A 20,624-nucleotide genomic window follows, 5' to 3' on the forward strand; every position below is an offset into this window, starting at 1 on the left:
TCATCGATAACAGGCCTGCACCCTGCGGGTTCCGCGCTGCATGGAACATTCCTGGCGGCCGGTCGTTGGCCAGCAAAGGAGATGACGGCATGGCCAAAATCAAAAACCTCAACGCTGCAATTGCCTGGGAACCGGAGACGGCTGGTGTCGAAATCCAGCGTAAAAGCCCCGGCGGCAAGGACGCCCGCCAAGCGTCAGCCAGCCCTACGACGGCAGGCGCTCCGCCCACAGGTAATATCCCTTTGGCGGACCCCTTCCCGGCCAGACAAGGCGACGCACGTCCGGTGGCCGGCAAGACACCGCGCCCAACTAACAGACCGGGAGAATAGTTATGCCGCCCAAACCAGAGCCCCACGAAGAACCGCCGGTGGATGCACCAAGCTGGACCCCAGATGTGCGCGAGCCTGACCCTGACCTCTTGCCGGACGAATTGCCCGTCCCCAACCCCGACGAGAACCGTGATCCTCCAAAGCGAGCTCTGACATGAGCGAAGATTATATTCGCAGGGGTGGGTGCCTCTGTGGTGCGGTTCGCTTCTCGGTCACAGGCGCTCCGCTTCGTGTTGGCCTTTGCCATTGCCAGGATTGCCGCCGCTCAAGCGGCAGCGCGTTCAACTTCTTCGGCGTTTGGGCGCGGTCGGATTATCAGGGCACTGGCGACCTACGGGCTTTCAATGGCCGAAGCTTTTGCCCCGATTGCGGATCGCGCATCGCCTCATTGCGGGACGACGAGGCGGAGATCATGCTGGGCGCTCTGGACCTCGCCCCGAGCGACATCATTCCAGGCTATGAACTCTGGATCGGCCGGCGCGAGCCTTGGCTGATGGATCTGCAATGGGCAGAGCAATTCCAACATGATCGAGAGGCCGAAACGCCCGACTCGGCTTGAGCCGCCGGACACATCTGCTCTCGGTCCGCTCTCTCGATCTTCTCGCGATCGATGCGTCTTGTCATGGCAGCCTCCCTTGGTCTGCCCCCCAAAAGTGCGACCGGGTGCAAATGTTCATGACAAATAAGCGTTTCCGTCAAATGACATTGACGGATGTTCCGCGATATTTCGCGGCGGACTACACGATTGCTGGGTGGGGGTGACTGTCGAATGTGTTGCCGTTCTGCCGGGTACTGGAACCGCGCCTCTCGACGCTCGTTACTTCCGTGCTGCGCAGACTAACGGCCCGACAAAGCTTGCATGCGCAGCCGTACGCTGTTCCATCGATTTCTCAGGACATCATGATGACCCAGAACGACACCGAACTGACCGCCCGTCTTGCGCGCGAGCATGGCATCTCCGAAGGCGCTGTCACCGCTGTTCTAGACGCTTTGCGGCGTGGCGGGGGGACCATGGCCCAGTTCAGCCATGTCGACTTCGGCGGCATGTCGCAATGGTCTTCCGGCATGACGATGGTCGGCGACATGTTCAACGGCAGCCTCAAGGCGAAGCTCAACGCTATCGCGGGCGAGCTGTCCGCCTACCTCCGCGATCATCCAGCGGAGGGGCGCAACGACGATACGAATGTGAGCTATCGCTCGGCTGGTTTGGCAACGGCCGGCTCGTGGTGGCCTGACGAGTTTGGAAGCCCGTCTGCCGCTGGCTCCCAGAACCATATGCGCTACGCGGCGTTTAACGAGAAGCGCCGTCTGGTCATCGACGATCATGGAAATACGATAATCTACGATACCGGAGATCATCGCATATCTGGTGTTTCACAGAGCCAGAGCACGGACACGACCCTGACCTTCGTCAGCCAGCACGGCGTGGTCAGCGTCTCTGATCTCCAGCGCGTCGATGCTGCTTAGGTCAGGCCCGCAATTACGCAAACAGTAACGCTCATTGGCGCACCTGCAGCGCAGTAACCGGAGGACTCCACAATGACGCAATCGACACCGATGCCACCTAACCCAATGGTTGAGCAGCCTGCCAGCGAGGTTTTTCGGACCATCAACGGGGGAGAGCTCCCGCTGTCTAAATCCGGTCAGCAGCAGGCGGTGCAACCTCAGCACTCACCGAAAACACCAAGCGGGTATGAGAACTTTCGGTGACGCCGACCGAATCTCTGTAGCGGAATTTGGCTCGGCGGATTCAGGAATGGATAGTTCCAGGCGGATTGACGCGCTGATCGATTAGCGCCGCCGCCGGAGCCAGTGGGTCGTTGCGGGAATCACGCCAGAGGCCCAGCCTAACTACGAAAGGAGGTCAAGAAGCGAACACTGGGCAGTCGAGCGCATAGGGCTAAGGTTTAAGCGCGACGCGCGCGCTACAGACCGCGTGCCGATTTTATGTTTTCAGCATCTGTTCGAAGGTGCACTGCTTGGGATTCTTGTCGGGGCGCCATCGCAGAAATTTGGTACCGTGCCGGAAGCGATCATTCGTGACGTGATCGAAGCGAACTTCGACCACCAATTCGGGGTGAACCGGTTCCCACTCCCCACTCCTCTCGGTGCTCCAGCGGCTTGGGCCGCCCGGAGCCTTGCCGGTAAAACCAGGAGGCGACCGCAAAGCTTCAAGTTGTCGGGTCAGTTGCGGTCGATCCTCCCGCGCGATTGTCGACGTGAACCCCACATGGTCGAGCTTGCCCAGGTTATTGTAGAGGCCCAGCAGTAGTGAACCTACCTCGCGCGCGCTGGCCAGATAGCGGAAGCCGCCGACTACACAATCGGCTGTGCGCAACCGTTTGACCTTGATCATGGCGCGTTCGCCGGGCCGATATTCGTCGTCGACAAGCTTGGCGACAACGCCGTCCGTCGAACCATGACCGGATGCGCCAAGCCACTTCGTTGCTGTCGCCAAATCCCGAGTACAAGGAGACAGTTCGATATCGGCATGACCAGCCGATTCTACGAACAGTTCCAGAGCTTGGCGCCTTTCGGACAGCGGCTGGTCCATCACGTTGAAGTCCGCCCTAGCCAGCATATCAAACAAGATCAATCTGGCGGGGGTTTCGACAGACAGCTTTCGAACCCTGCTTTCCGCTGGATGCAATCGCATCTGCAGCGCATCGAAAGAGAGCGCGCCATTCACCTCGATGACGATCTCACCGTCGACCACGAAATCAGTGGCCCTCAGAACACGCAGCATCGAGACGACTTCCGGAAAGTATCTGCCGAGCGGCTTGCCAGACTTTGCCCTCAGGTCGACCTCATCGCCAGCTTTGAAGGCAAGGCAGCGGAAGCCGTCCCATTTGGGTTCGTACTGCCATTGGCCAGCGCTGTCAGGCAACGTGGCGGCGGCCTTTGCCTCCATCGGTTCCGTGTCCAATGGGACGGCGAAAGACGGTTTTGCATGTTTCGATGTCATGCCGCTAGCTTTGCTGAACCGAGCCGTTTGATCGCGCTCGCGATTGACCTTTCGCCATCGTCGTAGTCGGCCCAGGCAACCGTCTTCTTCAGCAACCCCGGCACGGTGCGGACTGTGTATTTTTTCGGGTCGAGATCCGCCTTCACCTGGCTCCAGGTCAGTGGCATGGAAACAGTTGCACCTTCTCTGGCACGCGGTGACAGGGGTGCAACGGCCGTCGCCATGCGATCATTGCGGAGGTAGTCGAGAAAGATCCGGGACGTCCGCAACTTCTTGGCCATGTTGACGAGGTAGAGATCCGGACGGTCCGCCGCCATTTGCACGCACACCGCCTTCGCGAAGGCCTTGGCCTCGGGCCAGTTCGTTTTGCTGCGCTGGCCGGCCAGCGGCGTCACAACGTGCAGGCCCTTGCCGCCCGTGGTCTTGCAAAAGCTGACCAGCCCCAAATCTTCGAGACGGTCGCGCATCTCCTTGGCGGCCGCGACAACTTCGCCAAAGGAAACCTCCGGACCGGGATCCAGGTCGAAAACCAGCCTGCCGGGAACCTCGGGATGAGCGGGGTGGCAATTCCAGGGGTGCAGTTCCAGGCCGCCGATCTGGGCGATCGCAGCCAGGCCCTCGACGCGGTCGATCTGCAGATACGGCTTGTGGTCGCCGAAGACTTTCACCAATTCCAGTAGATTGGACGTGCCAGGCATGGCGTGGCGCTGGAAGAACTGCTCGCCGGCGTAACCGTCCGGCGCGCGCACGAGTGAACAGGGGCGGCCCTTGAGATGCTTGATCATCCAAGGGCCAACGGCCTCAAAGTATTCCGCGAGGTCGAGCTTGGTGACTGGCTTCCCGCCATCACCGGCATTCGGCCAAAGCGGCTTGTCAGGTTTCGAGATAATGACGCCCATGACGATTGGGGTTTTTCCGGTCCGGCCGGACCCTCTGGCAGGTTCGGCAATCTGCGTCTCTTGTGGATTGGCGGGACGCTCCGCCTCTACCTCCTTTGCTGGCTTGTCTTCGCGAAGGCCCTTGAAGGCCGCCTGCCTGACATTGCCGCCGCCGGTCCAGCCGGCGAACTCGATTTCCGCGACCAGTTGCGGCTTCGTCCAAAAGACGGTTGAATCCTTTTTCGGTGCGCCATCGCCTGTAAACGGCGACTTCGCTGTCTTCATCTCCTTCAGCCGCGGCAGCAGCTGCTTGACCTTTGCCTCGCTGTATCCAGTCCCGACACGGCCGACATAGGCGAAATGTTCGCCCCTGTTGACGCCGACCAGCAATGAGCGGAATTTTCCGTTGGTCGTCGACCAGCCGCCGATAACAACCTCATGTCCAGCGCGGCACTTCGATTTGGCCCAGGTGTCGGTTCTGCCCGAGACGTAGGGTGCATCAGCCTTTTTTGAGATAATGCCTTCGAGTTCAAGTCGGCAGGCGGACTGCAGCACAGCGTCACCGCCATTGGTGAAGTGCTCGACATAGCGGATGAGGTTCTCCTCACCGCGCTCAACCTCGCCGATCATCTCGCTTAGCCTTACCTTGCGTTCCGAGAGCGGCAGCTTTCGCAGATCGACACCGTCCGCAAACAGCAAATCAAATGCAAAGAAGATCAAATCCTTCGTCCGGCGCTCCGACAACGCGGCTTGCAGCGCGGCGAAATCCGGTGCGCCATTTTCGCCGAGCGCCACGATCTCACCATCCACGATAGCGTTGGGAAAGCTCTCCGCCTCTTTTGCAATGGCGCCGAACTTCTCCGTCCAGTCCAGGCCTTTTCTGGTCTTCAGCGTGGCGACGCCATCTTCGACCCGCAGCTGGACGCGATAGCCATCGAACTTGATTTCGTGAACCCAGTTTGTTCCTACAGGCGGCCGGGAGAGCGTCGCGCAAAGCTGTGGTGCGATGAAGTCGGGCATCTTGACCGCATCAGCACGAACGGCGCGTTTCGGACGTGGCGATGCTTTCGGCGACGGCTTTGGCGATACCTTTGACGACTTTGCGCGTTCCTCAGCGGCGAGGCCGCGATTGCTGTCCCACACGGCGTCCGCATCGGGCACCGATGAGCCTTGCATCATGAACGGCTTCGGGCCGGCCCCCTTCCCGGCAGCAATCTTTTCCATGCTCCGGCCCGAGGCGACGGACCGGTCCTGCGTCAGCACTGCGTCGCCATTGCCATCAGTCGCGTATTTGTCGCGGTGCTTGATCAAAAGCCAGTTGGTTCGCTTTCCGCCATTGCGGTCGTGCTTCATGCGCACGAGAACGAAACTTCCATGCACGCGTTTGCCGTCGAGCGTGAATTTCAGATCGCCTTTCTCCAAGGCTTGTTCAGGAGACATAGCGCCTTCTGGCTCCCAATATCCACGGTCCCACAGCTGGACGGTGCCGCCACCATATTGCCCTTTAGGGATCGTGCCTTCGAAGTCGCCGTAGTCCAGCGGATGGTCCTCAACCTCGACCGCAAGGCGTTTATCCTGAGGATCGAGCGACGGACCTTTGGTGACGGCCCAGGACTTGAAGACACCGTCGAGCTCAAGGCGAAGGTCGTAGTGGAGCCGTGTGGCTGCGTGTTTCTGGATTACAAACCGTAGCCGGTTTGATTTCGCGATCAAACGCTCGCCGTTGGGTTCTTTCGTTTTGGTGAAATCGCGTTTGGTCCGATAGGTAGATAGCTCGCCCTTTGTCATGGAAATGCCCCGGCTGATGACGCAACGCGACTCAACGCCTTTGGCGACATTTGGTTCTGTCCGCGGCGTTCCAGTCCGGTTTTGCAGTGTTTCGGTAGGAACTCTGGCGCCACCTGCTTCGGAAACGGCGGCGCCGGATATTTTCGCGCACCGGCCTGCATCGCGCCGCCGAACTTGGTAATTCCGCATGAAAGCGGCCTGCTCGCCGCCACACAGCTGCTTCCCTTTGTAAACTCGGTGTAGTCAGGCCGCTTGCAGGATTAGTGCAAACGCACACTACCCCTCGCCCGCGAGCGCGGCGAGAAATGATCGCCGCCATTCTGCTGCGTCATTGCGCCTGATGCGCTTGAGCAGTGCGCCGTGCCTAGCAATTCGTTCATCAAGTGGCATCACGAGTGCTTTTGCGATGGCATCGGCAACCTCGTCAACCGCATAAGGATTCACGATCAGGGACTCCGCAAGCTCTTCCGCCGCACCTGCAAAACGAGACAATACAAGCACTCCGGGATCGGCTGGATCCTGGGCGGCTATGTATTCCTTTGCCACAAGGTTCATCCCGTCACGCAAAGGCGTGACCAAGCCGACCTGGCTAGCGCGCAACAGACCAGCTAGCCGCGAGCGCGCTACGGCCCGGTGGATGTAGCGGATCGGGGTCCAGGCCAGATCGGCGTACTTCCCGTTCACCGCGCCAGCAGTTGCCTCTAGCTGTGACCGGATGTCAGCATAGGCGCTGACCTCCTCGCGCGTGGGCGACGCAATCTGCAAATAAGTTGCCGCCCGCTCTTGTTCAGGGTGCCTTTCCAGCAGGCGAGCGAAAGCCTGCATGCGGCCGGGCAGACCTTTGGAGTAGTCCAGCCGGTCGACGCCGATGATTTGTTTCAGTCCCAGAATCTGACGGCGCATGGAATCAATCTGGACATCCTCGGCCGCGTCGTTGGCCATGCGAGAGAATGAATCGACGTCGATGCCTATTGGGAAGCACTTCGACAACACTGTCCGGCCATTTGCCTCAGCTGCGCCGTTGGTATCAAAGGTCGTGGAATTGGTGGCCTGCACCGAACGCCGAAAATTCGCCACGTCCGTTTCGGTCTGGAAACCCACAACGTCATACTGAAGCAGATCGCCGATGAGCTCTTCATGGTCGGGTGTGGCTGCAAACAGGTCAGGCGGCGGGAACGGAATGTGCAGGAAAAAGCCGATCCGATTGCGGATTCCGAGCCGCCGCAACTCGGCGGCCAAGGGGATAAGATGGTAGTCGTGTATCCAGATTAGGTCGTCGTTGCCCGACAACAGTCCCGCGAGCGCTTTCGCAAACCGCGCATTGATCTGCCGGTAGGCGTCTAGAAACTCTGCCCGGTGGTTCACCAGGTCTAGCCGATAATGGAACAGCGGCCATAGCGTACTGTTTGCGTAGCCGTTGTAATATAGCGAATACTCCTCGCGCGGCAGGATGAGCGCAGCCGTCTCGATCCTACCTAAGCGTTCGAGGCGGATCAGCGGTTGGTCGCTCGCGACAGAGTCCTGATGTTCGTCGCTTGCTCCGAGCCATAAGCCACCACGCTCGGCCAACGCATCCGCGACACCAACCGCCAGCCCGCCGGCTTGCGACAGATCGCGAATGTTACCCAACCTATTCGAGATGACAACCAGTCGGCGCGCAACGTTGGCGATTTGCCTGGGCTCGGCCAATCCGCCCTGGCCATGAGTGGCATCGCCAGACCTTTGCGAGGTAGCGAGACTTTCGTTGGGTCGCTGAAACAAGGCAAATCCTGAGCTTGAAGACCGCTTGGCAACGGTCTGGGCATCCGATTGTTCCACGAAATTCGCCGTAGATTGTCTTGCTGTGCCACGCAAATTTTCGGCCTCGCGCCGGCCATGCCAGAAATGCGCACGCAACGACGAAAGACCTGCGCGCGCCAGGGAGTTGGGCCGGAGCCAGCGTCCGCAATCCCACTCGGCGTAGTGTCTCACATTGAGATGAACTCTTAGGTCGTTGCCCCCGCAATTGTCTGCCTGGAGAGGCTCACATGGAAAACGCAAAGCAGGCCGGATGGCTCGTATCGCAAGACAACTCCGCCAGATTGCTCATTGTCGAAAACGCGCGTCAGCAATTGCGTTCCAAAGCCCTTGCGCGTTGCAGGTATGACCGGAGGCCCTCCTGACTCACGCCATTCCAGCTTGAGTTTACGCCCATCCTCCTCGCCGGTAATCGTCCAGGCGATTGAAATTGTCCCGGCCCCGTTCGAGAGCGCCCCGTACTTGATGGCGTTGGTCGTGAGCTCATGAAGTGCCAAAGCAAATGAAAGCGCTACGGCTGGCGGAAGCCAGACATCCTCGCCGCTGATCCGAAAACGGTCGAGCGGTGCGTGCGCGGTGATCGAGTTGGCGATCAGATCGCCGAGGTCCGCGCCGCTCCAATTTTGGCGTGTCAGAGCATCGTGAGCCTTCGCCAGCGAGACGAGCCGGCTGGACAGGTTGCGTCCTGCCTCCGGCAGATCCGCGGCGTTGCGGATTGTCTGGGTGGCGATCGACTGGACAACCGCCAGCGTGTTCTTCACCCGGTGATTGAGTTCGTTGAGCAGCAGCTGACGTTGCTCTTCGCCACGCTTACGCTCCGAGATATCCAAACTGATTTGCACGGCACCAATGATGGATCCGCTCGGATCGCGGATCGGACGTGCGCTGGAGAGCAGGTAACGGTGAACACCCGACGGCAGAATGTATGCAAATTCCTGGTTGTCGATCGTCTCGCCGCGCATCGCCCGGCTCAAAGGACGATCTTCGCGAGCGACACGCTGCCCGTCCTTGACGGCCACCGTGTCAATAACGAGATCGGGTTCGCCGAATGACTTGGACGTTACTGTCGGTAGACCCATCAACTCGGCCGCGAAGCGATTTCGGATAACTTGGCGAGCTTGAGGGTCATAAGTAAACCATACGGCTGCCGGCACCGTCTCAAGCACGGTCTGCAGCTCTCGCGTGCGTTCCGTAATAGCGTGCTCTGCATTGACCATCGCCTGGGCGATCGTGGCGAACTCGGCCACCGAGGTGGACATTGGCCGAACTTCGCGGCCATTACCAAGCGACTCTGCGCGGCCAGCAAGATCAATCGTGGCTTGGGTCAGCTTTTCTCCAACGATGTAAGCGAGGGCAAGGGAGATGAGCAGCGCCGCCGCGCCAATTCCACCAATCGCTGCGAGCGAACGCCAAAGCGGCGCCTGGACTTCTGAGAGCGGCACATTGGCGGTGTAAAACCATCCAGAGTACGGAGAACGGTAGTAACCTGCCAGCAGCGTTGTCCCTTCGAAATTGCGGGCCGTGAAACTGCCATGAGGCCTGACGATTTTTTCGACGTACTCCGGCAACCCAGGCTTTCCCGTCATCTCCTCGTGTTGCTTCGACCGTGCGACGTAACTGCCGTGGCGATCGCCAATGCCCACAGTCCAGCCTTGCGGCACGGCGGGCAACATGACATCGCGAATGCGGGCAGTCGGCACGGATACCGAAAGCAGCCACTCTTCACCGTTCGGTCCGGACACGCGTCTCTCGACCGCCGCCCGATAGTCCGTGGTGTCTTTGGCCGCGAACACATTGCTGACCGAGATGCCGCCCGATTTCAGCTTTTCGCGCTCGTCGGTCGTCACAGGGTCGACGGGCGGCAATGGCTCTCCCTGTGCAATCTGCGTGTTTGCAAGTTGGCGGCCATCGAGGTCGCGCAATGCGATGATCTTATCGGTGCCCTGCGCAAGCCGACGCGCTTCATCCTCAAACGCTTTCAGATCCCCCTTTGCGAGAGACCCCGATTTTGACAACCCATCGAGGATCGTCTGTAAATTGAGGAGTTCGGCCTCGACCACCAAGGAGACCTGTCGTGCCGTCTGCAAGGCATCCTGTTCAAAGCGGCTTTGTTCATGAAGCGCATATTCTACAAGGAGGTAGGCAGCAAACAGCCAGACTGGCAAAACGGCCACCGCGATAAGACCAAGCAAATGAGCCCGAGCCGATCGACGAGGCATGCCACCCTCCGGAAATGGGCTAACCATAGAGACAAGAAAACAAACAACAAGGGACAGCGCGCACGCATGAGAGCGCCAGCGATACCCCGAGGTTTGGTTTGCTTTGACTACCCACCGGCGGCTTGCCACGGCTTGCAAACTTTTCGCTCCATCAAGTGTTGATGGCAAGGACAAATCTATCTGACGGGGAGCCCGTCACGTCCCGGGATTATTCCGACTGGGGCACGGAGAAATGGCGATCCCGCCGTGAACCGTTCCTAGGTGAGAAGGTTCTATAAGCTCATGGTTGACCTGTAGGTAGATGGTACATGTTCGACAACTTCGCGCTTGAAATGATTGATACCGAGGGAGGACCGATACGGCTTCGGCACGGCGGATCTGGCCCGCCGCTGCTTCTGATCCATGGCCATCCCCGCTCGCATATGACGTGGGGCCGGGTTGCGGACTTGCTGTCAGCAGATTTCAGAATTGTGTGCCCGGATCTTCCGGGGTTCGGGCGCTCCTACATACCGGCCGATGACCCCGAGAGCAGGTTATCGTCCAAGCGAGCAAAGGCTTCGGCGCTGGTTGAGATGATGGAAAGATTGGGCCACCACACTTTCTTCGTCGCCGGGCATGATCGTGGCAGCCTGGTCGCTTTCAGAATGGCGATGGACCATCCCGACCTGGTGCGAAAACTGATTGCCGTGGATGGATTGCCAGTCATCGAGCATCTGGAGCGTGCCGACTGGAAATTTGCCCGCGATTGGTACCACTGGTTCTTCTTCGCTCAACCCGAGAAGCCAGAACGGGCCATCCTGGCAGACCCATTGGCATGGTACAGCGCCTTGCGGCCAGATGAGATGGGACGTGAGGCCTATGACGAGTTGGTTTCCTTCATCCACGATCCTGCTGTCGTCCATGGGATGATCGAAGACTACCGCGCAGGTGTCAGGATCGACCATCGCCACGACCGTGATGATCGAGATGCAGGCCGGAAGGTGCGCTGTCCGATGCTTTGCCTCTGGTCGCTCGACGATGACTTGGAGCAGATCTATGGCGATCCGGTCGCAATATGGAAGCACTGGGCCGACGACGTGGGAGGCTTTGGGATAACGAGTGGGCACCATGTCGCCGAAGAAAATCCAGTCGTTCTCGCAGCAGCATTCAAGGCCTTTCTTCAAAAATGATACCAGTTGATCGATCGTCGTTGCGTGCCAGTTACCTGATCGTCTGAAGGTCGACTGACCCGGCGACCGGACCTCAGCGTTCGACCCGCACGCTGGATTGCATCGTTGCGAGCTCGTGCTCAGAGCAGCGAAGGACCGGCCGCGCGGGGTCGGAAATGTCAAGCTTGTCCCACGGAATCCGATAGATCCCTTTGCGATGGCGCAGCCGAACGAGGTCGAGCAGGGCCGTGCCGATTGACGAGGCGGACAGACGCTCGAACACAGCGAAAATACCGACATGGTACTCAGTGACGACAAGTTCATCGCCATCTGCCTCGGCGACGATCTCTTCCAGATGGCCTATGCACTGACCCTCTTTTGACAATACGCGCCTGCCAACCAGTCGGTCGAGATTTGCGGTTGCCATCGTCAAGCTCCCGGAATCCTTCCGACGACGTGGTCGCGCAACCAGTCCTGCCAGTCAAAAATCGCAGTCTTGCGCACATCGACATCGAACTCGATGTCGATGCCGATGTCGCGAACCTTGCTCCATGCCACCCGATGAGGCTTGGCATGGCGTTCGCCCCCCAGCTTGGCGGCCAGAATGACCATCCAGCGTCCAGGGAGCGGTCCCAAGCGGCGCGCCAGCGCAATCGAGCCGATCTCGACGGCGATGACCCTTGGGGGCTTACCTTGTCTCAACTGGGCTACTATCCCGTCCACCTTGCCGATCTTGACCTGATTGCGGTCGACAACCTGCTTGTCCAAAACGTCGCGTATCATGTGCATCAACTGCCTCCAAATATTTGCAGAGGAATGGTGACAACCGCGAGGATGAAGCCAAGCGCGATAACTAAGAGCACTGCCGCGTTGGAGATCACGCCGTTGCGATGTTCGCCCATATAAGACCGGTCATTGAGCAAGAAGAGAAATGGCACCACCGCCAGAGGCAGGCTTGCGGCCGTAAGGGCCATTGAAAAGATGGTAAGCTTCAGCGGATCAAGGCCGAGCGCAATCGGAATGGCGGCCGCGAAGATCGTGACGGTATAGACCATGGTGAAGCCTGGATCCTCGCGAGGCTTGCGGTCCTCGCCCCAATTCCACCCGAACCCCTGCGCAACGAGGTATGCCTGCTGCAGGGCGATCTCGACCGTGGCGCCGAAGCAGGCGATGCCAAGCGATGCAACGAACAGCACAAAGCCCCAGAAACCGAACACCGGAGTCAGCATCAATGGCAATTGGTGGTAATCGTCGACCTGGGTGATGCCGTTCGCTCCAAGCACCAGCGCCGAGATGATAAGCACGGCTATGGAGATGGTGCCGCCGAAACTCATGCCGAGCCCGGCAATGGCGCGATTGATGCCGAGATAACTCTTGTCCCACTTGTCCTCGATCGCACCCGCGGAATAGAACATGAACAGATATGGCGAGATGGAAGCACCCAGAATGCTGACAGCCATGAACCAGTAGGTAGCGGTGTCGTGATGCGGCAAGGAGGGCACCGAACTGACGGCGACCCGCGTCCAGTCAGGCTTGAGGATGACCGCTGCTACGACGAAGCAGAGCGTTACCAGCCCCAACAGCGAAACGCCTTTCTCAATCAGGCCGAAAGTGCCTTTCCACAGCAAGAGCCACGCAATGAAAGCTACCGGCAGCGCCCACCATTGGAAGCCGATCCCGGTGGCGAGTTCAGCAGCAACGGAGACACCGCCGATTTCAGCAGACAGCACCAGGAAATTGACCAGCAATGTACTGACCAGAGGCCAAAGGAACGCATTGAAGCCGAAGCGCTCGCGAATGCCGTCGGCTATCGTGTGCTTGCTGACGGCTGCGAAACGGCCGGCCATCTCCACTAGGAAAATAATGCAGATAGTCCCAAGGAGAATCGCCCAGACCAGCTGAAAGTGGAACAATGCACCGGCCTGGGCTGCTGTCGCCAACGATCCGACCTCAAGGAATCCGCCAACGCTGGTCACCACGCCGAGCGAGATTTCAAGCAATTTTTTCATGGATTTGTCGCTTGATCGGCGGGACCTGCCACAACGAACTTGGCAATGACAGTTCGAAGCTCCTGACCGGCTTGCCCCGCTTGTGCTCTGTCCCCGCTCGTGACGGCATTTTCGGCCCGCTCGGCAGCGGCTGTGAGTTGTCGCGCCAGTCGCCTGGAGGAGTCCGAACCGTCCGCCGTTTGTAGTTGCCGATCGTAGTCAGCTAACGCTTCGGCCAAAGACCGCAACGTGGCTCCCGCATAGTGGGAAGGTGCGGCGCCGGCGGTCCAACTGTCGATGACCATGATCGCTGAACTGGCGGTGGACTTGGCGTTCTGCGCCTGCTTGTCTTCAGCATCGGACGAAGAACAGGCAGCTACGCCGGCGAGCAACAAAGCCGCCAGCAGACGCGACATGATGGTATTGGCGAACGTTACGACGCTGCGTGACATCGGATGCGTAAAGCATTGCGGTCGAAAAGGTTCCGCAAGCGTTCGGCTCAGGAACTACCCTCCCTGCTTGTGATCGTCACGTTCGCCGCGATTTCATTGCGGGCTTTGCTAACGACCGTATCCGGAGGCCCGACTGCATCCTGCACGTCCTGCCGCCGAGGGGTCACTCGGCGAACGGTCGAAGAACAGCCACTCGCACGCTGTCCTCTGGCCGCCGCATTCGGGCTACACGCCTTCTTGAAGCGCGCCCGCCGCCTTTGGAACACACCGTGCGCAAGCTCGTTAGAAGCGGGCAACCTCGGACCGATATTTCATGAAACGACAAAAAAACTTAAAACCGCCGATCGACGTGGTTGGGTCGAGCACGCTTTCAGAATCGGGTGTTCCGAGCGAAGCACACGCAACAAGATCGCGTCGTATACCAGCTTCGGCGATTGCCGCGCGGCTGGTCCAGGCCGTACGGGATAGCGACGCGGATGACATGATTTTCATCGCACGGAGCGAGAACCAGGCCGAAGAAGTCTCAATTTCTTTCAAGCAGTTTATGCCGGAAACGCAGGTGATTTTATTGCCGCCGTGGGACTGCCTGCCGTACGACCGTATCCAGCCATCGCGTGAAAGCATGGGACGACGCGCAACCGCGCTTCTCGCTTTGGCCAAGGCAGCCAACAGTCGCGCTCGCCTGGTCGTCATGTCACCCGAGGCGGCGCTGCAGCGCTTTCCTCCTGCCGATGCCATTGCGAAGGCCTTCACATCCCTGGCCACCGGCGACCGCGTTGATGTTGAGGCATTTTGCGATCGCCTGCAGACTTATGGCTACCTGATGGACGATCGGGTCGACGAGCCTGGGGAATTCGCCTTGCTTGGTCAGGGCATCGAGGTGTTTCCATCAGGAGCGCCACATCCCTATCGCATTCTAATCGAACGTGGAGCCGTAGACAGCATTCGTTCATACAACCCTGTGTCGCAACGCACAGATGAGAGTTTCGAGAACATCATGCTCGCGCCTTCGACGGAGTTGCTGGAATGCAGCTCAGCGCCGGCTGGACCTACGGAAGCACAATGCATGGAAATGCAGATGGTCGGGGCCGGGTACAAGCTCAACACCATTTTCGAACTCTTGTCGCACGCCCGTATCGCAATGGAGCCGGCTGTGGACGAACGCTTCGACGCCGCGATCGCGTTGATCAATGACGCCCGCCGGATGCGCGACAGGCAGCAAGGCCGCAAGCCGACCTCGGAGCGCTTCTACCTGGATCGCCCGACCCTTGATAAGCACCTGGCGAAACGTCGGATGAAGATCGATTTGCAGGGCTTGTCGCCAACGCCCGATTTTATCGTTGAGGTCAACCCGTCAAAGGCCATGGGGAACTTTATTGCCGAACAGATCCAAGGTGGCCGGCGCGTCGCCCTCGCCGGCCCTGCGGTGGACCTCGATCGAATGGTCAAGACGCTGCAGCGTCATCTGACGCTTGATGTCGGCCACGCCGAAAGCTGGGCATCGGCACTGGGCGCCGAGCCCGCAACCTTGGTCAGCCTCAATGTCGATATCGATGACGGCTTTGTCGATGACAGGGCCGCTCTTGCGGTCGTATCGGCCGCCGACGTCTTCGGTACACGTTTAAACCCGGGAAATCATGGAGCCCCCTCGCTCTCTCAGGAGCCAGAGTTGCGAATCGGCGACGTCGTTTTGCATGAAGATCGCGGCATCGCCGTTCTGCGAGACCTTGAGACCGTCGAGGTCGAGGGACTGGTCACCGATACCGTACGGCTTGAATATAATGGAGGAGCCACGCTTCTGGCGCCCGTAGAGGAATTCGGCCGCATCTGGCGTTACGGGGCCGATGAAGAGGCAGTGACACTCGACAGGTTGAAAGGGGATGGCTGGGCCAAGCGCCGGGCACAGCTCGACATGGAGATTGCTGAGGCGGCGGAACAGCTTGTCAGACTGGCTGCCGAGCGTGACAGAACTGGTGCCCGAGCGTTGAAACCACCGCGTATTCCTTATGCTCGTTTCGCCGGAAGGTTCCCCTATCCGGAGACCGCCGATCAGGCCGAGGCGATTGCCGCAGTCATCGACGACCTGTCATCTGGCAAGGCGATGAACAGGTTGATTTGCGGCGATGTTGGTTTCGGCAAGACTGAAGTGGCCTTGCGCGCTGCCGCCGTTGTCGCGTTGAATGGCTGTCAAGTCGCGGTCGTCGCACCGACTACGGTGTTGGCGCGCCAGCACTACGAAACATTTTCCCGCAGGTTTGAGGGCACCGAGGTGAGTGTGGCCCTTCTTTCGCGCGTCGTCAGCGAGGGCGAGTCAAGAAAGGTCAAGGCAGGGCTCGCCAACGGATCGCTTCGAGTCGTCGTTGGGACGCAGGCAATCGCGGCCAAGGACGTCAGCTTTGCCGACCTCGGTCTGCTCGTTATCGACGAGGAGCACCGCTTCGGCGTCAAACTCAAGCAAACGCTTCGCGGCCTCGGCCAGAAGCTGCACGTTCTGTCGATGAGTGCCACTCCCATACCGCGTACGCTTGCGGCAGCCATGGTTGGTGTGCAGGAAGCCAGCCTGCTTTCTACGCCACCGGCAAGGCGGCGTCCGGTGCGCACAGAACTTGCCCCATTCGATAGAGCGTCGGTCAAGACAGCACTGATCCGCGAGCATCGACGGGCTGGCCAAAGTTTCTGCGTGGTCCCACGCATTGAGGACATCGAGCCCACGCTTGCTGAACTGCGCAAATTGCTGCCCGAATTATCCGTGCTAGTGGCCCATGGCGACATGAACGCCGCCGAGATGGACGACGCTATCGTGAATTTCGCCAACGGGGATGGCGACATCCTTCTGTCGACAAACATCATCGAGAATGGCCTGGATGTGCCACGCGCCAACACCATCGTCGTGTTTCGAGCGGACCGGTTCGGGATGGCTCAACTGCACCAGTTGCGCGGCCGTGTCGGTAGGGGGCGGGTGCAAGGTTTGGCATACTTGTTAACCGAGGCTGGGAAGGACATCGCGCCGCAAACGCGCTCGCGGCTCTCGACACTGCTCGCTTTCGACCGGCTCGGTTCAGGGCTTGCCATCAGTGCCCGCGATCTCGACCTGCGCGGCGCGGGCGATCTGGTTGGAGAGCAGCAAGCCGGCCACATGAAGTTGATCGGGTTGAGCCTCTATCAGCGGCTGTTGGCGCGGGCGGTCGATAAGGTGCGGGGTAATGATGACACCTCGACCCTTGAAACCGAGATCGAACTGCAATTCTCGGGCACTCTTCCGTTCGACTATGTTCCCGAGGCTGTGGTGCGCCTCAATCTCTACTCGCGTCTGCAACGCTTTGAGACCCTCGCTGAAATCGATGCTTTTGCCGAGGAGCTTGAAGATCGGTTTGGAAAGCCGCCACCTGAGACGGCCATGCTACTCGATTTCGCACGCCTCAAGGTTGCGGCGGTGAAGGCCGGCATCTCCAAGATCGGCGCTGGCCCCGTTGCCATAGCCTTCGAATTTACGACGCCCGGTTCCAAATCCTACAGCCGCTTGGCCCAGCGCACGGACTGCGTTCGCCGTGACGGGCGGCTCATCTTTAAGATCGCCACCCAGCCCGGGCCGGAGCGGTTGGCCGCTGTTCATGAACTGGTGCTAGACGCTTTGGAACCAGCCCATCCGGCGTGATCGAAGCTCAACACTGGCTGGGCAGGTCTAGCGCGACACTGGCTGGTCCGCTGGCAAATCCGACTGAACTTGGCTTCCTTCACTGATCGATATGATCCCGTGCTTGAAAAATACCGTGTTTGTCTCCCGGCGGGAATGCTCGAGCTCTCGCGGCCTGACAGCCAGTTCGCAATAGCCTTTCGTGCTGCACTGGTCTACGAGGCTCGACAACCGGGCATTCTCGCTGCTGGCACGAAATTGCCTCCCATCAATCGTGGTCACCACAAAATCAGTCACCTTGTTCTCCCATGGCCTGGTGAATTGTTTCATTGATGTCTCGGATTCGCTCGGCTTGCCAGTCGGCCTCCCCGACACAAGAACGATGCGTAACCCGCGCCGAAGCAGTTCGTTCCCCTGCAGCGTCGGTGAAGCCCCCGTATGTCGCCCTTCGTCGTGCATCAAGGCGGTCATCCGTTGAAACGCCCAGCAGCAAACAGGAGTTCAAACGATAGCATCGAGCAGATGCGCCGAGCACAAAAGTCGGTCACGTTTCGCGTCGCTTTTGGAGGGGTTCTCGAGGCTAAAAAGAAAATTGATCTCACCTGATTTCCGGAGGAACCCGGTGCGACCATCCGAGTTGGATTAGCACCCGAAGGGGTGATTTCAACCAAAGGAGATTGTCAGATGGCAGCCACCAAGAAAGCCAGTGCCGGCACCAAGGGCCTCGAGGATCTGTTCCTCGACGGCCTCAAGGACATTTACTACGCCGAAAAGAAAATTCTCAAAGCCCTGCCGAAGATGGCCAAGGGCGCAGAGGACGCCCAGGTGTCCGCCGCTTTCGAGAAACATCTTGTCGAGACGGAGGGCCAGGTCGAGCGACTTGAGCAGGTGTTTGATATCCTTGGCATCGCTGCGCGCGGCAAGACCTGCCCTGCGATCGACGGCATCATCGAGGAAGGATCCGAAATCCTGGAGGAATACAAGGGTTCGACCTCGATCGACGCAGGCCTTGTCGCCGCCGCGCAGGCGGTCGAACACTATGAGATCGCGCGCTATGGCACGCTGATCGCCTGGGCGACATCGCTGGGCAAGGATGACATCGTCGAACTCCTCAACGCCACACTCGAAGAGGAGAAGGCCACCGACGATGCCCTGACCTCACTCGGTGAGTCCGGCGTGAACGACAGGGCGGCCGAGCAGCAAAAAGCGGCTTGATCTCACGCACTTAAAAAAGGGCCACGGCGACATCGTCGTGGCCCTTACCGTTAGGGTCGGTCACCCACCAATCCAACAGTTTACTAGCTGCTTAGTGGTCGCGGTCTCGATATGCTGGCCGTAGCGATTGCTGAACAGCCCGATCATGGCATCATGGGCCTCATCCGAGGCGCTGCAGACCGCATCCTGGACCACGATGGTACGCAAGCCATAGTCTGCCGCGCCCAACACCGTCGAAAGCACGCACATATCTGTTTCGCCGCCGGTGACGATTACGGTGTCGCAGCGCCGCTGCGCCAGTAGAGTGCGAAGGTTCGAGCCAAGCCAAGGCGAATACACCGGCTTGTCTACAACTGGCGCCGGCGGCGTAAACGCTCGAAGTTCCGGGACCAAGTCCACCTTTCCCGGGCCAAGGCGCTCAAGCGTCATGTCTGCCCATCGTTCATAGTAGCGTTTCCAAGTCCCCTGCCCGGCGCCGGGCCGCCTAGCCGGTATAAACCGCGTGAAGACCAATCTCGACGGCTGTGTGCTGCAAAGATCTACGATCCTGGGAAGCACGCGGTCCATCCATGGCAACGACCATTGCGACGGTTCGCGGAACATCGCCTGCATGTCGACGCAGATGTGCACTGCGTTGCTGCCAATGGGTTCCTCGCGCAGCGTAGGGTCAGCGGCCATGTCAGCGCGAGATCGAAAATTGTGGCGGGGATTGCTGCGCATCGAACGCAACACCCAGGCCATGAGCCACGGCGCTTGCGGCGATCATGTCGTCGAGCTCGCTTCTGGAAACCGGACAGGCTTTCATGACAGTCAGGACAGCCGCTGCTGCCTGCCTCACCGACACAACATCGTGCCGCTTCTTCCGCACCTCGACGTACTGCTCGATAAGCATTTTGAGGCGGCGCTCCTCTACCTCGTGTGACATCTTGATCCTCCACCCAGATCAACCGCGACCGGCGGTGCCCTTGTGGCACCCGCCGGGATTTCGATTGCTGTTAATTTGCGGCCCCGATCCTTGTTCCACCGCTCGGGCAGAAGGGCGTCAACTTCGTCAACGATTGTCGCGACCAGATTGGCGTCCGCAGCGAATTCGCCAACGATCGGCAACGCTTTTACGCCTCTCACGTTCAAGGTTTTAGTCGGTACCAAGGAAGCCTTAATGGACGAAAAAGACCTGTCCCATATTCACGGTGATCAGCCGGCCGCGGTGACGGCGGATGCGCTGCCAGACCGCAAGGAGTTGGCGGCCACAGCGTTTCAGCGGACACGCATGCCGATGGTGGTCACCGATGCCACACAGCAAGATTACCCTATAGTCCTGGCAAACGAAGCTTTCCTGAAATTAACAGGATACGATGCAGGAGAGGTTCTCGGCAAAAACTGCCGGTTCCTGCAGGGTCCGGCAACATCCAAAATCGCCGTTTCCGAAATACGAGCCGCGATAAGAGAGGAGCGCGAGGCCAGTGTCGAACTCCTCAACTACCGCAAGGATGGATCTGCCTTCTGGAACCAGCTCCATTTCAGCCCAATTCACGATGACAGCGGCCGTGTTGTGTATCACTTCGGCTCTCAAATCGACCGCACAGACTATCGCAGGATCCAGTCTCTGGAAGACTCCGAGCACCGGCTTCTTCTAGAGGTAGACCATCGCGCCAACAATGTGCTTGCGCTTGTCGACAGCATCGTTCGGCTTACTCGATCGGACGACGCTGCCTTGTATGCGGCCTCCGTACAGCAGCGTGTGCAATCTCTGGCCCGAGCCCACACCTTGCTTTCCCGGCGCGGCTGGCATCAGATTCCGCTACGGGAGGCCATTCGCACTCAGATAGAGCCCTACGGGGCGTCACGGGCAGTTTTGAGCGGCCCAGAGATCATGCTTGCAGCTCATGCGGTCCAACCGCTTGCGTTGTTCATTCATGAGCTCGCCGTAAACGCGGCGTCGCATGGCTCGCTCTCGCACGACACCGGCCAGGTTGCAATCAGTTGGAACGAAATCCCGCAAACCAAAGGGCTCGCGCTCGTTTGGGAAGAAACGGGAGGCCCGCCGCCTGCGGGCATCCGAAAGGCAGGCTTTGGCACCGTGATCGCCGAAGCTACGATACGGCGGCAGCTTCAAGGATCTACCGAGCGCGAATGGTTAGATCGCGGCGTTCGAATCGTCGTCGAAGTGCCTAACGTCACCAACGAAACGTAGCAACCGTTCATCGCACA

16 protein-coding genes are annotated in these 20,624 nt (G+C 59.3%); 7 read left to right on the forward strand and 9 right to left on the reverse strand.

Annotated features, from left to right (window positions below):
• Positions 1-483: 483 nt before the first annotated feature.
• Both ASD99_RS10880 and ASD99_RS10885 read left to right on the forward strand, forming a co-directional pair.
• Positions 484-888 carry a GFA family protein gene (locus ASD99_RS10880; protein WP_057143586.1) on the forward strand — a complete coding sequence of 135 codons (405 nt, stop codon included), beginning with the start codon at positions 484-486 and terminating at the stop codon, positions 886-888.
• A 344-nt stretch (positions 889-1,232) separates the two neighbouring features.
• Positions 1,233-1,796, forward strand: coding sequence for a hypothetical protein (locus tag ASD99_RS10885; protein ID WP_244497691.1), 564 nt, complete (start codon positions 1,233-1,235; stop codon positions 1,794-1,796).
• A gap of 478 nt (positions 1,797-2,274) precedes the next feature.
• Here ASD99_RS10885 and ASD99_RS10890 read toward each other — a convergent pair whose 3' ends face one another.
• The 4 genes from ASD99_RS10890 to ASD99_RS10905 form a co-directional block, all read right to left on the reverse strand.
• Positions 2,275-3,294, reverse strand: coding sequence for an ATP-dependent DNA ligase (locus ASD99_RS10890; protein WP_057143589.1), 1,020 nt, complete (start codon positions 3,292-3,294; stop codon positions 2,275-2,277).
• Positions 3,291-5,960 (reverse strand): DNA ligase D, encoded by a 2,670-nt coding sequence (gene ligD, locus ASD99_RS10895; RefSeq protein ID WP_057143590.1) that lies wholly within the window; start codon positions 5,958-5,960, stop codon positions 3,291-3,293. Before ligD ends, ASD99_RS10890 begins: the two co-directional genes overlap by 4 nt.
• A gap of 276 nt (positions 5,961-6,236) precedes the next feature.
• A complete protein-coding gene (locus ASD99_RS10900; RefSeq protein WP_244497693.1) occupies positions 6,237-7,778 on the reverse strand; it encodes an alpha,alpha-trehalose-phosphate synthase (UDP-forming) in 1,542 nt (513 codons plus the stop codon).
• 167 nt (positions 7,779-7,945) lie between these two features.
• The gene (locus ASD99_RS10905; protein ID WP_057143592.1) at positions 7,946-9,976 is read right to left on the reverse strand and encodes a sensor histidine kinase; all 2,031 of its coding nucleotides are present in this window, start codon (positions 9,974-9,976) and stop codon (positions 7,946-7,948) included.
• Positions 9,977-10,284: 308 nt separating this feature from the next.
• Here ASD99_RS10905 and ASD99_RS10910 point away from each other — a divergent pair, with 308 nt between their 5' ends.
• Positions 10,285-11,145 (forward strand): alpha/beta fold hydrolase, encoded by an 861-nt coding sequence (locus tag ASD99_RS10910; RefSeq protein WP_057143594.1) that lies wholly within the window; start codon positions 10,285-10,287, stop codon positions 11,143-11,145.
• Positions 11,146-11,218: 73 nt separating this feature from the next.
• Here the strand turns inward: ASD99_RS10910 and ASD99_RS10915 are convergent, their stop codons facing one another.
• From ASD99_RS10915 to ASD99_RS10930, 4 genes are read right to left on the reverse strand one after another with little or no spacing between them, the layout of a single operon-like run.
• On the reverse strand, positions 11,219-11,551 hold the full coding sequence (locus ASD99_RS10915) for a hypothetical protein (protein ID WP_057143596.1): 333 nt from the start codon (positions 11,549-11,551) through the stop codon (positions 11,219-11,221).
• Between the two features lie 2 nt (positions 11,552-11,553).
• Entirely contained in the window at positions 11,554-11,913 is a 360-nt protein-coding gene (locus tag ASD99_RS10920) for a hypothetical protein (RefSeq protein WP_057143598.1), read from the reverse strand.
• Positions 11,913-13,133: an NRAMP family divalent metal transporter gene (locus tag ASD99_RS10925; protein WP_057143600.1), complete on the reverse strand. Its 1,221-nt coding sequence runs from the start codon at positions 13,131-13,133 to the stop codon at positions 11,913-11,915. Before ASD99_RS10925 ends, ASD99_RS10920 begins: the two co-directional genes overlap by 1 nt.
• On the reverse strand, positions 13,130-13,528 hold the full coding sequence (locus ASD99_RS10930; protein WP_200950985.1) for a hypothetical protein: 399 nt from the start codon (positions 13,526-13,528) through the stop codon (positions 13,130-13,132). Before ASD99_RS10930 ends, ASD99_RS10925 begins: the two co-directional genes overlap by 4 nt.
• A 349-nt stretch (positions 13,529-13,877) precedes the next feature.
• On the opposite strand from ASD99_RS10930, the gene ASD99_RS10935 reads away from it, so the two are divergent.
• Together ASD99_RS10935 and ASD99_RS10945 are read left to right on the forward strand one after the other, a co-directional pair.
• A complete protein-coding gene (locus ASD99_RS10935) occupies positions 13,878-17,219 on the forward strand; it encodes a DEAD/DEAH box helicase (RefSeq protein ID WP_082583230.1) in 3,342 nt (1,113 codons plus the stop codon).
• 663 nt (positions 17,220-17,882) lie between these two features.
• Positions 17,883-18,413, forward strand: a complete 531-nt coding sequence (locus tag ASD99_RS10945) for a ferritin-like domain-containing protein (protein WP_057143607.1) — start codon at positions 17,883-17,885, stop codon at positions 18,411-18,413.
• A 60-nt stretch (positions 18,414-18,473) separates the two neighbouring features.
• Here the strand turns inward: ASD99_RS10945 and ASD99_RS10950 are convergent, their stop codons facing one another.
• Positions 18,474-19,025 (reverse strand): isochorismatase family cysteine hydrolase, encoded by a 552-nt coding sequence (locus ASD99_RS10950; protein WP_320410764.1) that lies wholly within the window; start codon positions 19,023-19,025, stop codon positions 18,474-18,476.
• Between ASD99_RS10950 and ASD99_RS35265 the strand changes: the two genes are divergently transcribed.
• Both ASD99_RS35265 and ASD99_RS10960 read left to right on the forward strand, forming a co-directional pair.
• Positions 18,916-19,335, forward strand: a complete 420-nt coding sequence (locus ASD99_RS35265; RefSeq protein WP_320410765.1) for a hypothetical protein — start codon at positions 18,916-18,918, stop codon at positions 19,333-19,335. The genes ASD99_RS10950 and ASD99_RS35265 overlap by 110 nt on opposite strands.
• Positions 19,336-19,572: 237 nt before the next feature.
• Positions 19,573-20,607, forward strand: a complete 1,035-nt coding sequence (locus tag ASD99_RS10960) for a PAS domain-containing protein (protein WP_057143718.1) — start codon at positions 19,573-19,575, stop codon at positions 20,605-20,607.
• Positions 20,608-20,624: the final 17 nt, after the last annotated feature.

Source organism: Mesorhizobium sp. Root695 (assembly GCF_001428185.1).
Classification (GTDB): domain Bacteria; phylum Pseudomonadota; class Alphaproteobacteria; order Rhizobiales; family Rhizobiaceae; genus Mesorhizobium.

Excerpts from the sequence above, each read along its gene's own strand:
- ASD99_RS10880 (WP_057143586.1), top strand. The coding sequence starts at position 484 with ATGAGCGAAGATTATATTCGCAGGGGTGGGTGCCTCTGTGGTGCGGTT.
- ASD99_RS10885 (WP_244497691.1), top strand. The coding sequence starts at position 1,233 with ATGACCCAGAACGACACCGAACTGACCGCCCGTCTTGCGCGCGAGCAT.
- ASD99_RS10890 (WP_057143589.1), bottom strand. The coding sequence starts at position 3,294 with ATGACATCGAAACATGCAAAACCGTCTTTCGCCGTCCCATTGGACACG.
- ligD (WP_057143590.1), bottom strand. The coding sequence starts at position 5,960 with ATGACAAAGGGCGAGCTATCTACCTATCGGACCAAACGCGATTTCACC.
- ASD99_RS10905 (WP_057143592.1), bottom strand. The coding sequence starts at position 9,976 with ATGCCTCGTCGATCGGCTCGGGCTCATTTGCTTGGTCTTATCGCGGTG.
- ASD99_RS10910 (WP_057143594.1), top strand. The coding sequence starts at position 10,285 with ATGTTCGACAACTTCGCGCTTGAAATGATTGATACCGAGGGAGGACCG.
- ASD99_RS10915 (WP_057143596.1), bottom strand. The coding sequence starts at position 11,551 with ATGGCAACCGCAAATCTCGACCGACTGGTTGGCAGGCGCGTATTGTCA.
- ASD99_RS10920 (WP_057143598.1), bottom strand. The coding sequence starts at position 11,913 with ATGCACATGATACGCGACGTTTTGGACAAGCAGGTTGTCGACCGCAAT.
- ASD99_RS10925 (WP_057143600.1), bottom strand. The coding sequence starts at position 13,133 with ATGAAAAAATTGCTTGAAATCTCGCTCGGCGTGGTGACCAGCGTTGGC.
- ASD99_RS10930 (WP_200950985.1), bottom strand. The coding sequence starts at position 13,528 with ATGTCGCGTCTGCTGGCGGCTTTGTTGCTCGCCGGCGTAGCTGCCTGT.
- ASD99_RS10935 (WP_082583230.1), top strand. The coding sequence starts at position 13,878 with ATGAAACGACAAAAAAACTTAAAACCGCCGATCGACGTGGTTGGGTCG.
- ASD99_RS10945 (WP_057143607.1), top strand. The coding sequence starts at position 17,883 with ATGGCAGCCACCAAGAAAGCCAGTGCCGGCACCAAGGGCCTCGAGGAT.
- ASD99_RS10950 (WP_320410764.1), bottom strand. The coding sequence starts at position 19,025 with ATGCAGGCGATGTTCCGCGAACCGTCGCAATGGTCGTTGCCATGGATG.
- ASD99_RS10960 (WP_057143718.1), top strand. The coding sequence starts at position 19,573 with ATGGACGAAAAAGACCTGTCCCATATTCACGGTGATCAGCCGGCCGCG.